Origin of the sequence: Photorhabdus cinerea (genome assembly GCF_011189575.1) — a bacterium.
In the GTDB taxonomy this organism is placed as follows: Bacteria; Pseudomonadota; Gammaproteobacteria; order Enterobacterales; family Enterobacteriaceae; genus Photorhabdus; species Photorhabdus cinerea.
Genome location: NZ_PUJW01000026.1, coordinates 43,813 through 57,511 on the forward strand (window position 1 = coordinate 43,813; position 13,699 = coordinate 57,511).

11 protein-coding genes are annotated in these 13,699 nt (G+C 42.1%); 8 read left to right on the plus strand and 3 right to left on the minus strand.

Going from position 1 to position 13,699, the window contains the following annotated elements:
- Nucleotides 1–278: 278 nt before the first annotated feature.
- Complete coding sequence (locus C5469_RS18980; RefSeq protein WP_166309906.1) at nucleotides 279–1,316, minus strand: fucose-binding lectin II; 1,038 nt, start codon at nucleotides 1,314–1,316, stop codon at nucleotides 279–281.
- 729 nt (nucleotides 1,317–2,045) lie between these two features.
- Here C5469_RS18980 and C5469_RS18985 point away from each other — a divergent pair.
- Nucleotides 2,046–2,612: a rhomboid family intramembrane serine protease gene (locus C5469_RS18985; RefSeq protein WP_166309908.1), complete on the plus strand. Its 567-nt coding sequence runs from the start codon at nucleotides 2,046–2,048 to the stop codon at nucleotides 2,610–2,612.
- 146 nt (nucleotides 2,613–2,758) lie between these two features.
- Here C5469_RS18985 and C5469_RS18990 read toward each other — a convergent pair whose 3' ends face one another.
- Nucleotides 2,759–4,207: a flavin-containing monooxygenase gene (locus C5469_RS18990; protein ID WP_166309910.1), complete on the minus strand. Its 1,449-nt coding sequence runs from the start codon at nucleotides 4,205–4,207 to the stop codon at nucleotides 2,759–2,761.
- A 134-nt stretch (nucleotides 4,208–4,341) separates the two neighbouring features.
- The gene (locus C5469_RS18995) at nucleotides 4,342–4,854 is read right to left on the minus strand and encodes a helix-turn-helix domain-containing protein (protein WP_166309912.1); all 513 of its coding nucleotides are present in this window, start codon (nucleotides 4,852–4,854) and stop codon (nucleotides 4,342–4,344) included.
- Nucleotides 4,855–5,189: 335 nt separating this feature from the next.
- Between C5469_RS18995 and C5469_RS19000 the strand changes: the two genes are divergently transcribed.
- The 7 genes from C5469_RS19000 to C5469_RS19030 all read left to right on the plus strand — a co-directional run.
- A complete protein-coding gene (locus C5469_RS19000; RefSeq protein ID WP_166309914.1) occupies nucleotides 5,190–6,395 on the plus strand; it encodes an MFS transporter in 1,206 nt (401 codons plus the stop codon).
- 197 nt (nucleotides 6,396–6,592) lie between these two features.
- A complete protein-coding gene (locus C5469_RS19005) occupies nucleotides 6,593–7,033 on the plus strand; it encodes a hypothetical protein (protein ID WP_166309915.1) in 441 nt (146 codons plus the stop codon).
- A gap of 895 nt (nucleotides 7,034–7,928) precedes the next feature.
- Nucleotides 7,929–8,426: a type VI secretion system contractile sheath small subunit gene (tssB, locus tag C5469_RS19010; protein ID WP_166309917.1), complete on the plus strand. Its 498-nt coding sequence runs from the start codon at nucleotides 7,929–7,931 to the stop codon at nucleotides 8,424–8,426.
- A gap of 40 nt (nucleotides 8,427–8,466) precedes the next feature.
- Nucleotides 8,467–10,005: a type VI secretion system contractile sheath large subunit gene (gene tssC, locus C5469_RS19015; protein ID WP_422615870.1), complete on the plus strand. Its 1,539-nt coding sequence runs from the start codon at nucleotides 8,467–8,469 to the stop codon at nucleotides 10,003–10,005.
- Nucleotides 10,006–10,024: 19 nt separating this feature from the next.
- Nucleotides 10,025–11,383: a type VI secretion system baseplate subunit TssK gene (tssK, locus tag C5469_RS19020; RefSeq protein WP_166309921.1), complete on the plus strand. Its 1,359-nt coding sequence runs from the start codon at nucleotides 10,025–10,027 to the stop codon at nucleotides 11,381–11,383.
- The gene (gene tssL, locus C5469_RS19025) at nucleotides 11,380–12,024 is read left to right on the plus strand and encodes a type VI secretion system protein TssL, short form (RefSeq protein WP_166309923.1); all 645 of its coding nucleotides are present in this window, start codon (nucleotides 11,380–11,382) and stop codon (nucleotides 12,022–12,024) included. The genes tssK and tssL overlap by 4 nt, the downstream gene beginning before the upstream one ends.
- Nucleotides 12,025–12,040: 16 nt before the next feature.
- On the plus strand, nucleotides 12,041–13,699 hold a 1,659-nt coding region (locus C5469_RS19030; protein WP_166309925.1), incomplete at its 3' end, for an OmpA family protein.

Genomic DNA, 13,699 nt, shown 5'->3' on the forward strand with positions numbered 1-13,699 from the left:
ATGTTATATATTGGCAAGTTGTTTATTGATTTAATGGTGCTATTTTTTTGCAAAAATATAAATATATACTAGGTGATAAGATTTATATTATGAAAATAAGATTGAAAACACTATTTTATATTTTTGTCTAATGTGTTTTTGATGTTTATATGATAATGTTTAAAAGTATGTTAAATTGACGACGCTGTCGTGTAAAAAAAGCGGAATAATAAATTCCGCTTTAATTTACTGATGGTTTTTATTTGCGTTTATGGTGGGATGAATAAGGTGTTTTTAACTTACACCAGAGGCCAATTTAATACTACAACGCAGTCATTGTAATTATTATTGGTGCCATTTTCAGCCCCGATAATTGCTGTTCCCGGTTTTCCATCAAGGGTGTTATCGAAATAACGCAGCTTGCTAGGCTTGCCATTTCCTTCAATTTCAATGCAAACTTTTCCTGTACCTGATGTATAGGCTTTAGTCGCCATCAGATTATTTGCTCCTTGACCGGTTAATGTGTCTACCAGGAGGCCGTCAATATATACCTTTACCGTTTGCTGAATGTTCGTATTATTATAGCCTATTAGGCCAAACCGAATACTTTGAGGTAATTGGAAACAGTGTTTACCGGTGTCATTGGTACCGCATGTTCCGCTACAGCCTCCACTATTATTGCTATTACCACGTTTACTACCTAATAAATCGGCATCAACCGATACTGCAGCTTGAATTTTTGGAAAAATAACTCCAGACCAACCTGTTTTAGTGGATTTAGGTCCACCATCAATAACATTTGATTTCGTATTGTATCGAATATAATGACCGTCTTTGAAAAGGTAGATAAAGCCAGCAATACTCCTCCATAAAACAACTGCATCTAAATGCGCATTGAATGCAGCGTACTTGCCAGTAGTTCCCCATCTGGCCGAGATAGTTTTCTGACTAATTTTGTGTGAACTGACAGTGTAATCGATACAATCGCGTCCTTTGAAGAAACAAACAATATCTTGTGTTGTATCGACCCATTCTGTAGCTGCATCTATTCCATTTTCAAATTCAGTGCCTTTTAGTCCCGGCCATCCCTCTATAATGTGTTTTGGCCCTTCACTCACTTGTGCTTTTGCTATATCGAATTTGAGATATTGTGAGCCTTTAAAAAAATATAGATAACCATTTAAATTAATCACATCATCAATATTTCGTTGAAACTCGATAGGGAGGCCAGGCCAGTCGTTACTGGTAGGTTGGGGGTAGCCAGTGTGTGCTTTATGCAATTGATCATTATATTTAATATTTTCTGAGTTAAGAAATAAGTAGGTATTTGTATTCATTTATTATATATCCTTTATGTTAATGAGATTTGAATATATTATTCAAGTTTTATTTTTAGCTAAAATAATGTAGGAGTAATATTAATAAATTTTATTTTAATTCTTTAATATTAATTACCTAATTAATGCTAAAGGGTGGTTTACATTATTTAAATTAATCCTACTTATGAGTCATGATCAATGTTATATATTGGCAAATCATTGATGGATTTAATGGCGTGATCTTTTTGTGGGAAATTTAATGTACGGTAAAGTAGAGGTTTATATTAATTAAATAAGGTCGAAAATATTATTTTATGTTTTTATTTTTCTGATTGGTAATTAAATGATATTTAAAAGTATATTTGATTGGTGGTTTTTATATGTTATTGTTTTAATGAGGAATAATATCTCTTTGTTGTAATCTTGGGGTGAGGTGAAAATAATGATTAATTCCCGATTTATTTACGTTATTTATTAAATTAGTTGATACTTAATGGTGGCAAAAAACAAAAACTTAAATTTATTGACACAAAGTACACAGCTCTAATAAATTAATACTTTGATATATGATTGTTTTTTTATCACCAAACTGAATTTATTGCGTTAAAATAAAATTTCGCTCTCACATCAAAATTGTTAAATTCCAAACTTTCAGGATATGGTGGTGGTAGAGTCAACTCTGATTATAATACCTTTTTGAGGCTGGGATTTGTTTTAATTTCCTATAAATGATAAGGCAACAACACAGTGAAAACAGGGCTAAAACAACGATTTCGTATCCTAATAGGATTAGCAGCAACACTGATCATAATCCAATTGTTTGATACTTTAACCGGTGGTGCACTAAGTAATTTCGGTATCATTCCCCGATATGCTCAAGGGTTAATTGGTATTCCATTATCTCCATTCCTGCATGGTAACTGGGGGCACTTATTCAGCAATCTCCCCGTATTATTAGTATTGAGTGCCTTACTTATGGCGCACTCCATTCGTTATTATGTGCTAGCCAGTTTGTTTATTATCTTTGTGGAAGGAACATTAGTCTGGTTATTTGGGCGCATGGCTATTCATATTGGTGCCAGTGGTTGGGTTTTTGGTCTATGGGGATTACTGCTGGCTAATGCCTTTTTCCTGAGAAGAGTAAAAGATTTCTTCTTTGCGATTCTGGTGTTTATATATTACGGTGGGATCGTGTTTGGCCTATTACCGTGGCAAGAAGATATTTCAACGGAAGGACATATTTTTGGCGTGATATCTGGGCTGATTTTCTCTTGGTTGTCAAAGAAATGGGCAATTACGAGCTATACCCAATAGATTTCAAGTTGCATCGCGGCGGCAAGTGAACGCATCTCCAGGAGTATAGATAACTATGTGACTGGGGTAAGTGAAAGCAGCCCGTTTATAATAACGGGCTGGCAATAATGAATGGATATAACCGCTGATTTTTTAATTTCTTGTGGTTATGTCCATTTCAACGCAGCATCATCTACAGGCTGCCCCAAAACCTGTTTATCTTTATTGAAATCATGCGGAACTTGCCAGGTTGCACTGCGTCCTTGACGAGGAAGAGAATCCTTTGCTCGTTTTACATAACCAGATTGCAAGGCACTAAAAATATTTTCGTCCGCCAGCATTTCACCCGGTTGTGCATATGGTGTTACAACCGTAGCACCGCGACGGTCCATCTCGTTTAATAAACGGCAGATGTATTCCGCAGATAGATCAACTTTCAACGTCCAGGCGTTATTGATATAACCAAACACACAGGCAAAATTAGGGATATCCTGTATCAACGTTCCCTTATAGAGCATTCGATCATGACCTTGCTGTTTTTGCTCATCAATTGAGAGTTCAATTCCACCAATAAAATGTAATTTCAGCCCAGTCGCTGTAACAATAATATCTGCGGGTAATTCCTTACCAGATTGTAATTGGATACCGTTTTCAGTTATGTGTTTAATATGGTCAGTAACGATAGATGCTTTACCTTCTTTCAGTACTTTAAATAGGTTACTGCTGGGAATAAAACACAGTCGTTCATCCCATGGCATGTACTTTGGAGTAAGGTGCTTCATGTCAAAATCTGGGCCGACACGCTTGCGAGCGGACGCCAATAAAAACGATTTTAATAAGTTAGGGAAATGTCGACTCATCTTATAAAGTAAGCGCTGTAGAAAGAGATTGCGATTTCTACTCAATGTGTAAATCCAGCGCTGTGGAATAATGCCTTTGCAATACTCTGCTATCTTATCCCTTCCTGGTATTGAAAGAAAATAACTAGGGGAACGCTGTAACATCGTGATGTGTTCAGTCTCATTTGCCATTGCAGGAAGTAAAGTGACTGCTGTTGCGCCGCTACCAATTACAACAACCCGCTTTCCTTTGTAATTTAATCCTTCAGGCCAGTGTTGAGGGTGAATTACCGGGCCTTTAAAATCTTCGATGCCGGGAAATTTAGGTAAATAAGGTTCATCATAGTTGTAATAACCTGTTGCAGCGACGAGAAAATGACAGGTAAATTGCCGGGTTTCCCCACTGATTTCGTCAATCGCGATAACAGTCCACTGGCGAGTCGCATTTGACCAGTCAGTATGAGTGATTTTTAGCCCAAACTGTATTTTCTTATCAACTTCATATTCTTTTGCCGTTGCATTGATATAACTTTTAATTGAAGGTCCATCGGCAAAAACATTGGTATCTGTCCAAGGGCGGAATTTATAGCCATAGCTCATCATATCTGTATCTGAGCGAATGCCTGGATAGCGAAATAAATCCCAGGTACCGCCCATCGTCTGGCGACGCTCTAGGATAATAAACTTCTTATCAGGACATTTCTTTGTTAAATGACATGCTACACCAATGCCTGCAACACCGGCGCCAATAATCAAAACATCATAATGGTTATTCATTGTTATCTCTCCTGCAAGGTCATTTTTTGATGAAATCAAGTCATGTTATTTTTTTATTCAGAGCGAGTTTTGCCACACCTGCATCTAACCCCACTATTAACGCTAAAGGGTGAACTGGCGCGGCTATCTTAATTTCAACTTGAAAAGATATATAACCAGTGGCCGGACGACTGGCTGAGCATGGCGTTTTTTATTTTCCCGTCGATGGGTTGTGATTGTTGGCATTTAACCCACGAAAGGCTGGCGGGGAATTTCATGCGACGGCGCTCAAACTGGCAATATTTCTCAAAGTTGACGAACCCGATTGAATCGCGGTTATCGCTTTTCTTCTTAAATACCGGGACCCTGGTGGAGAGTGTCTTGTCAAAATAACGCATCCCTGCGTCATGAAGATATTTAAATTTTTGCTGAAGGTTGTTCGTGTAGGCTTTGGACGAAAAGGCCGTTTCAGGTGTTTTCTTCCAGTGGATCAGCTTCCGGTTTAACTCGAAGGCTGACGGCAACTTTTGGCCTAAATCAAGCAGGTGCTTTGTTTCTGCCAGCCTAAAATTCCAGATGAAGCAAGCCCAACCACAGTGCAGGCGTAAGCGCTGCGCTTGCTGTTCAGTTGGTTCCAGCCGTAATTTGTAGGCTTTCAGAATGAGCATTATCTATTCAGTATGTAGTCTATTTTATGATAAATATACCGTATTAAGTGACCATGACAATGCAAAAGTTCCAGATAAATCGTTCTCGTCACACTGCCTTCTTACTGCCTATTCATCTCGTTTTTTTGCGAGGCTGACTCCTTGTCGCCATTACCTCACGCTTGCTTCTAACAATGAATAATTGGCGTCTGAAATTAACTTCGGTTTGGCAACCTCAGTCGTTTAGTTATGCCGGGTACTCACTATGATGATACATAGCGCTTTTTTAATTGGTGTGCGATGTAAATTGGTTTATCTTATCAATGAAATTTATACCAACAGAATTGGAACTCATAATGTCAAAGTTAATTGGAAATAATCAGATAGTTGTTATTGCAATGGTTATTGCATTGGTACAATTTATTAATGCGCTAGAGTACATGATGGTCACTCCGCTTTTTGTTTATATGTCTAATGATTTTCACATGCCTGTGACGATGGCGGGGGTTATTGCCGGTACTTATGTTTTCTCCTCCGTATTTTCTGGTCTGGCCTCTTATTTTTTTATCGATCGCTTTAATAAAAGAAAGGTACTCATTTTAAATACTCTGTTTCTCGGCCTGATTACATTCCTGACGATTTTCTCTTCAGAGCCATATCAACTTATTCTGCTACGTACAATTGCTGGTCTGTTTGGTGGTGTGACATTGGGGGTAGGAATTGGGATCTTACTTAATAATTCACCAGAAAGTATGCGGGGAAAAGTGTTGGGAATTGCGTTTTCATCTTTTTCATTTGTTAGCATTTTAGGTATACCGTTGTGCTTATATTTGGCCGAGAGCTTTAACTGGAAAGTATCTTTCTTATTTATCGTTATTTTATGCATAGTGAGTTTGCCTCTGATTCTCTTCTTAATCCCAGGAGCAGAAAAAGTACAATATAATAAGAATAAAATAGTGCTGACCAAAAAAATAACATTAGCTGGGATGGCAAGTGGTGTTAGTAACTTTAGCCCCTTCATGCTTATTCCGATATTGGCTCCGTTATTAACAAATGTGTTTTATATCCCGGAAGAACATGTTTCACTAGTATTCTTTTTCGGAGGTATCGCGTCATGGTTAGGAACTTATTTAGCAGGAAAACTTTGCGATAGATATCCTCCCCAGAAAATTATCATCGCAGCGGCGACTTTATTTATTGTTAATATTTTTCTGGGATTGACGGGAAAAATAAATGGATATGTTTTCTTCTCACTTTTTATGTTCGCTACTTACGTACAGGTTATGACGGCAAATGTGATCGCCTCCTATGCTTCGACGCCTGAAAACCGTGCAGGTTTCGGTGCCCTTCAGATGGCATTATCCAACTTAGGTGCTGGTGTAGTGTTTTTCTTCTCTTCTATCTTTTTACACGGTAAAGAGATTACGGCTGAAAGCGTACAACCTATTTTCATATTGTCTATGGTTAGCGCCCTAATATTACCTGTATATGTCAGAAAATTAGCTCAGGTGTTAAACAGAGATACTAAGAGTTTAATGAATAATTCTCACAACAACAGTTAATATATGTGTGATCTAGCCTTAATGGTAAAATGTAGATTTTGAGCTATATTTAAATTTAAGGCTAATCATTGACATAGCATAATAAACGTGATTAATAAGGGGTGAATGTTATTGGGAGTATAATGTTACTGGATGAAATTATTATAAAGTTTAATCATGATTATTATTGAATTCATTAAATTATATGGGTGAATAAGATGGCAGAAAAATTAATTAGCATTAAGAATAAACCCGCTGTTAATATTATCGCAGGGGTGACGAATATTAAATTCATTCGTAATAAAACACCTTGTAAGGCTATAATTGAACATGGATATGTTTCCAGAAAACGATTTACTGTAGATAGGATGTCTGAATGGAGTGGTGATTTGTGGGCCCCATGGATAAGTGATAAATATGAACCAAATAAAGCGATTCATATTTACACCGGAAGAGAATTAAAACCCGAATTAGGAGTTGATATTTGGATATTTCAGGATTATTGGAATCCACCAAATGTAAATGCTGTTAAGTATTCCATAAATAAAGAATTCAATTATGATAACGCATTAGAAATTCCCGGTAATAATAGAGGTGGAGGTAATAAGACACTGATTTTAGAACTTAATGGTGATAATATTGATCTGAAAATGATATAGTATGAAATGATGAGGTATTGAATATATTTCTACTACATACATTTGCTGAGATAAAAATATTTCTCCGCGTGTTGTTCAATATTTTAATTTCTTTGCTTATGGCTTAGATTATTGACGGTCAGGTAGGCTCTTGTTTGAGTGGACGGTTAAGTTGTTAAAATTCTAATACGCGCAGGAATCATTTATCCGGTTTATTATCTATCTCACTAAGCTATACTTATCTATAATAAGGAGCTTTTAAGCGAATTTTAGTTTGGGCTGAAATAATTATCCCTTGGGTGCCATATATACGGTCTGGTTTCTGCGCGTTAATTGCATATATTCAATTATTTATTGGTAAAAGCGGATTTCTGCATCAGTAATGTTTGTTGGTGCAGATTTTTATATGCAAATAATGCTGTAATTAATAATCAATATCATTTAAAGCATTTCATCAAATAAGACGGCAGAATGGCAATGATGATTGTCAGATATTTATTACGTACTATTACTTATTCTTACTTATTTTTACAAAAAAGGGTGAAAATTTATATTTTATAATCAGTTGCAAAATGTCATTAAAAATTATCTGGATTTTATTTATTTTTATTTAATTGGGTTTTGTTTATCTTTTGTTGAAGTTTGTCCACTTATCATCTTCTGTAAGCTAAATTTTAATCTTTGGCGGATGTTTTCTACTGCTGCTTTGTTTTAAGGTGGCTGTGAAACTATGGTTATTTCATGTTGGTCGATTTTTTTAGTGGATTCGTTAATTAAGATGTCATTATTCGTTCCCTCTAATTTGCAGAGTTTGTTAACTGCCTATTCGGAAATATTCGATTCAGCGAGTTCTTGCTGAAATTAGTCATGACATGAAAATTTATCCCTTTATTTACTTTTTATGGAGGAGCCATCAATGGCTGCGAGTTTTCAAAATGAAGTTCCTAAAGCGCGTATTAATATTAAATTGGATCTACATACTGGTGGGGCGCAGAAAAAAGTTGAGCTGCCGCTGAAATTGTTAGTAATGGGCGATTACAGTAACCGACAGGAACAGCGCCCACTCTCGGAAAGAGAAAAAGTTAATATCAATAAAAATAATTTTGACAGTGTGCTCGCTGAATTCAGCCCTGCCATTAACCTGACCGTCGAAAATACCCTTGCCGGAGATAGAAGCGAGGTAAATATTAGCCTCGCTTTCCGGCAAATAAAAGACTTTGAGCCGGAGCAAGTAGCCCGCCAAATTCCGCAATTGCGGGCGTTGCTTTCTATGCGCAATCTGTTGCGCGACCTGAAATCTAACCTGCTTGACAATGTCACGTTTCGCCGCGAGCTGGAACATATTCTCCAGGATGACCAACTGAGTGATGAACTGCGTGTAGAACTGGCTGCACTGGCATCACAAGAAGATTGATTATCACCCTATTTTCTTTTCATGAAATTTGATTCAGGAGATGTTAATGACTTCACAAGAACAAGCCGCTTCTGCTGTGGAAACTACGACCTACAGAGAAGGCAGCGTCTACCAGTCTTTATTTAAGAAAATTAATTTACAGCCGATCGAACGGTTGAATGATTTCGATCTTTTTCAGAACAACGATGCGTTGGCTGATGTGACGGCTGATGAGAGAGTGACGGCGGCGGTTAGTGTTTTTCTTACGTTGCTGAAAGAATCGGCGCAAACAGTTCAGCGACTGGATAAAGCCTTGCTGGATCATCATATCGGTGAGTTGGACAGCCAAATCAGTCGCCAACTGGATGTGGTCATGCACCACCCGGCATTCCAGCAGGTGGAATCGGTCTGGCGGAGCTTGGAATTTCTGGTTGACCGGACGGATTTCCGCCAGAACGTCAGAATTGAAGTGCTGGATGTGTCGAAGGATGATTTACAGCAGGATTTTGACGATGCACCAGAAATTGTGCAAAGCGGTTTCTATCGTCATACCTACATTCAGGAATATGATACGCCGGGCGGTGAACCTATTGGATCGGTGATTGCCAACTATGAATTTGGTGCCGGATCGCAGGATATTGCCCTGTTGCGCAATATCGCTAAAGTAGCGGCAGCGGCGCATATGCCTTTTATTGCGGCTGCTGGCCCCGCCTTCTTCGGCAAGGAAACCATGGAAGAAGTCGCGTCAATTAAAGACATTGGTAACTACTTTGACCGCGCTGAATATATCAAGTGGAAATCCTTCCGCGACAGCGACGATGCCCGCTATATCGGACTGACACTGCCGCGGGTGTTAGGACGTCTACCGTATGGCCCGGATACCGTGCCGGTGCGAACGTTTAATTATATTGAGCTGGTTAAAGGTCCGGATCACAGTAAATACTTGTGGACCAATGCTGCTTTTACGTTTGCCGCCAACATGGTGAAAAGCTTTGTGAAAAATGGCTGGTGTGTGCAGATCAGGGGGCCACAGGCGGGTGGGGCGGTGACTGATTTGCCGATCCATTTCTACGATTTGGGAATGGGTAATCAGGCAAAAATTCCCTCAGAAGTGATGATCCCGGAAACCCGCGAGTTTGAATTTGCCAATTTGGGATTTATTCCGCTCTCTTACTATAAAAACCGCGATTACGCTTGCTTCTTCTCGGCTAACTCGACGCAGAAACCAGCGGTATATGACACCGGTGAAGCGACAGCTAACAGCCGCATCAATGCGCGTCTACCGTATATCTTCCTGCTGTCCCGCATTGCCCATTACCTGAAATTGATCCAACGGGAAAACATCGGCACCACTAAGGATCGGCGTCTGCTGGAAATTGAGCTGAACAACTGGATCAACACGCTGGTGACGGAAATGACCGATCCATCTGACGATCTGCAAGCTTCGCATCCGCTGCGTGAAGCGCGAGTGATCGTGGAGGATATTGACGACAATCCGGGTTTCTTCCGGGTCAGGCTGTATGCGGTGCCACACTTTCAGGTCGAAGGGCTTGACGTCAATCTGTCCTTGGTTTCTCAGATGCCGAAGGCGAAAGAGTAACCATTCACTAGGAGCTATGATGAAAATTTTACGTCCTCTCTGGATTGAGGATGCCTTTTTGGCACCTCAACAATTTCAGCAACAGGCAAGCTGGGAGGCATTGACTAACAATTGCATTGCCCATCTGGGACTGATCCATCCTTGGGGAGTGTTGGACATTCAGTTTGCTCAGGATGCACTGCGCTTAAACCGACTGAAAGTTCAGCATCTTAGAGTCCGGTTACAAGATGGAACGCTGATTGACACCGATCATGCTGACAATCTGCCAGCGGCCTGCGATTTGCAGAAGGTTATACCGGCGGATTTGCATACTGTTGAGGTATTACTGGCATTACCGCTGGAACATGCTAATGGCGGCAACTGCCGTCAGAGCAATGAAGAGGCAATGCCGGGACAACCGCCGCTGCGTTATCAGCAAGAGTGGGTTGAAATACAGGACAGATTCGGTGATGCGAGTGAGTCGATTGCGGTTGAGCGCTACGCATTTTCTCTGCGCTTTAAGCATGATGAAAATGGCGATTATTTGGCGTGTCCTCTGGCACGTTTGGTACGTGACGGGCATGCAGGTTGGACGCTTGATAATAGCTTTATTCCCCCGCTGCTCTCTTTCGCCGCTCATCCGCCACTGCTGGAACAGCTCGATCTGTTGCTGACTCAGCTACGTGCTAAGCGTACGCGTCTGATGGGGATGCGTCGTGAAAGCAATCAACGGATGGCAGACTTCGCGGTTGCTGATGTGTCGCTGTTCTGGCTGCTGAATGCACTCAATAGCTATGAGCCGGTGCTGAATAATTTTAAAGCTGCACCCGCATTGCACCCGGAAATCATCTACCGTGAACTGGTGAAGTTAGCAGGAGCGTTGCTGACATTCTCGTTGGATCATGATCTCGACGCGCTCCCCGCTTATCAACACGATCAGTTAAGTGATGTTTTTCCGCCTCTCATGCGGCTTATTAGCACTCTGCTTGAAGCCAGATTGCCATCAAGAGTGATTGCTATTGAACTGGAGGTTGTGCGCGAGAATCAGTGGAAAGCCTCGTTTCATGATAGACGCTTGTGCGAAGAGGCCGATTTCTATCTCTCTGTGCGCTCGTCGATACCGGCACACCAGCTGCAAACCCAGTTTCCGCATTTGTGTAAAGTAGGGGCACCCGATGATATTGACCGGTTGATTAACCGTTCATTAAGCGGTGTTCCTTTACGTCCACTAAGTCATGTGCCAGCAGCGATCCCATTGCGGTTGGAAAATCAGTATTTTGCTTTCGATCTGAATAATCCATTGGCTAAAGTCATGCTGGAGGCGGGGAGCTGTGCCTTCTATGTGCCCGGTACATTATCGGGCGTTCAGTTAGAGCTATTTGCGGTATTACGTTCATGAACAAAATGATCTCAATCGACGACCTGATGCTTGACATTGGAATATTGGTGATTGCACTGAGAAACGGTGATAAATCGGCGCATGGTGAGGCGTTATATCAAAAAGGGATTGCGTTGATAGAAACGGCACAGCAGCAGCTAGGTGAAAGTGATGTTAGCGAAGATAACATCACCCACGTGATCTATGCCTTATGTGCATTGCTGGATGAAACCGTACTCAGTCGCCCAGGCCGGGATAATGGTCATGAAACTTGGTCGAAAACGCTGTTGCAGACGCGATTTTTTAATACTCATCATGCCGGGGAACGGTTGTTTGAACGTATTCGTCAGGTATTGAATCAATCGCAACCTTGCTTGATGGTACTGACTTGTTTCCAGCGCGTATTAGCACTGGGTTTTCAGGGGGGTGATAACGAACAGATTGCACAGGAACGCCGGTCATTACTAGATGTATTGACTCAGCGTACGGGGGAAATGGTGGTGCAACCACATCAAATGATACGGGTAAACACACATTGCCATCAGAGGCGATTCTGGCGTTCACGCTCCCTGTGGTTCTGGGGGTGTCAGGCAGTGGGCGTGATAGCGTTGATGTGGTTGGGCCTGCATTTCTATCTTCAGCAATGTCTGTCTGTTGGATAAGGCTAAGGAGAGTAAATTGAGTTGTGCATTAAGACGAGTGCTATGGGTTCTGGCTTGCGTTTTGGCTGCGGTGCTGTGCTGGTTTTTCTTCCCGTTGGGAAAGGTGTCTGTTGCATTGTGGCTATGTGTAATTCTGGTGATAGCGATCATTGCCTGGTGGCAGACAGGACGTGCTATGCGTGAAATGTCCCATCAGGATAGTGTTTGTCGTTTGCTGGCCGCACTACCCGCTGCTTCGTGGCGCCAGCCTGTGGTGCTGACCTGTGGTGAAAGTGTGACAACCCTGTTTGCAGGAGAACCGCTGCGCATCACGCCACAGGGCTGTTTTATCTGCGTATCGCGACAAAGTGAGATGAGTGCGCTGGTGGAAGCCATTATTACGGCCAGACCCGACTGGTGCACTCAGATCAGCGTGCTATTAACACTCTTCCCTGAACAGCAACAGGATCAGGCGGTAATGACCGCACAGATCCGGGAGTTTCGTTATCAGGTTGCCTGTGTTGCACAACTCACCGCCTGTCGTACACCTGTGTTAATTGCGGGTTATCTTGATGGTGATCCCAGCCCGTGGTTCGAATTGCAGGCAGGTCGTCCGATGATGACAGTATGTTGCGAGAAACATGACACCGTTGGGATGAATATCTGGTTAACAGAAGGAGATGCACAGCAACGCGTTGTACGTTTACAACAGGCAGTTGCGGTTGCGGCATGGCAACGTTGGATGGTGGAAAACGTTCTGAGTGAGTGCCAGTCGCAAGATCTAACTAGCCAGCCTTGTCATCCTATAGCAATGGCATTGATGTTTTTGCCCCAAACTCCGCAGGCAAACAATCTTTGGACGAAATGGCTAATCGCTCATACAACTTTACCCCGCATCAGCCATAGTATCTCTGGTGCTACGAGTGTACGGCCATTTCCTGATGCAATGTTGCGCTTGCTGCCATGTTATTACGGCTATTCGCCGCGTCGGCGCGCGGTAGTTTGGGCGATTGGTTTGCTGACTGGATTTGCTTGTCTGGCATTAACAGCCAGTGCCTGGAATAACCAGCGCTTGTTACGCCAGATCCGCAGTGATTTACAACATTACCACGCTATTGGCATGAAAGATGACGGAGCCAAAGTGCAGGCTTACCGCCAACTCAAGCGCAACGCGGCATTGTTGGAGAAATATCATCGGGACGGTGAGCCGGTGCGTTTGGGGCTGGGACTTTATTTGGGTGATCACCTTGATGCGCCGTTGATGGATGTCATCAACCATGCGGTATTACCGCCTGCGCAGCTGAAGAAAGAGAAAGCGCTGCCGCAGACGTTGAGTCTTAACAGCATGTCATTATTCGATGTTGGACAGTCCCGCCTTAAAGCGGGATCTGCCAAAGTTCTGGTGAACGCGTTGATGGATATCAAAGCTAAACCCGGCTGGCTGATTGTAATCACCGGCCATACCGACTCTACCGGAGATGCCGCGAAAAACCGCGCATTGTCACTGGCGCGGGCGGAAGCGGTACGCGACTGGCTATTACAAACCAGCGATATTCCGCTCGCTTGCTTTGCCGTACAAGGCGAAGGTGCAACGCGGCCAGTCGCCACCAATTCAACAACTGCGGGGCGTACTGCCAACCGCAGAGTTGAAATCCGTCTGGTACCTAACGCAGTCGCCTGCCAGCGACTGCAACCA

What these genes read in the sequence shown, in the direction of transcription:
- C5469_RS18980 (WP_166309906.1), bottom strand. Translation starts at nt 1,316, where the DNA reads ATGAATACAAATACCTACTTATTTCTTAACTCAGAAAATATTAAATAT.
- C5469_RS18990 (WP_166309910.1), bottom strand. Translation starts at nt 4,207, where the DNA reads ATGAATAACCATTATGATGTTTTGATTATTGGCGCCGGTGTTGCAGGC.
- C5469_RS18995 (WP_166309912.1), bottom strand. Translation starts at nt 4,854, where the DNA reads ATGCTCATTCTGAAAGCCTACAAATTACGGCTGGAACCAACTGAACAG.
- C5469_RS19000 (WP_166309914.1), top strand. Translation starts at nt 5,190, where the DNA reads ATGTCAAAGTTAATTGGAAATAATCAGATAGTTGTTATTGCAATGGTT.
- C5469_RS19005 (WP_166309915.1), top strand. Translation starts at nt 6,593, where the DNA reads ATGGCAGAAAAATTAATTAGCATTAAGAATAAACCCGCTGTTAATATT.
- tssB (WP_166309917.1), top strand. Translation starts at nt 7,929, where the DNA reads ATGGCTGCGAGTTTTCAAAATGAAGTTCCTAAAGCGCGTATTAATATT.
- tssC (WP_422615870.1), top strand. Translation starts at nt 8,467, where the DNA reads ATGTTAATGACTTCACAAGAACAAGCCGCTTCTGCTGTGGAAACTACG.
- tssK (WP_166309921.1), top strand. Translation starts at nt 10,025, where the DNA reads ATGAAAATTTTACGTCCTCTCTGGATTGAGGATGCCTTTTTGGCACCT.
- tssL (WP_166309923.1), top strand. Translation starts at nt 11,380, where the DNA reads ATGAACAAAATGATCTCAATCGACGACCTGATGCTTGACATTGGAATA.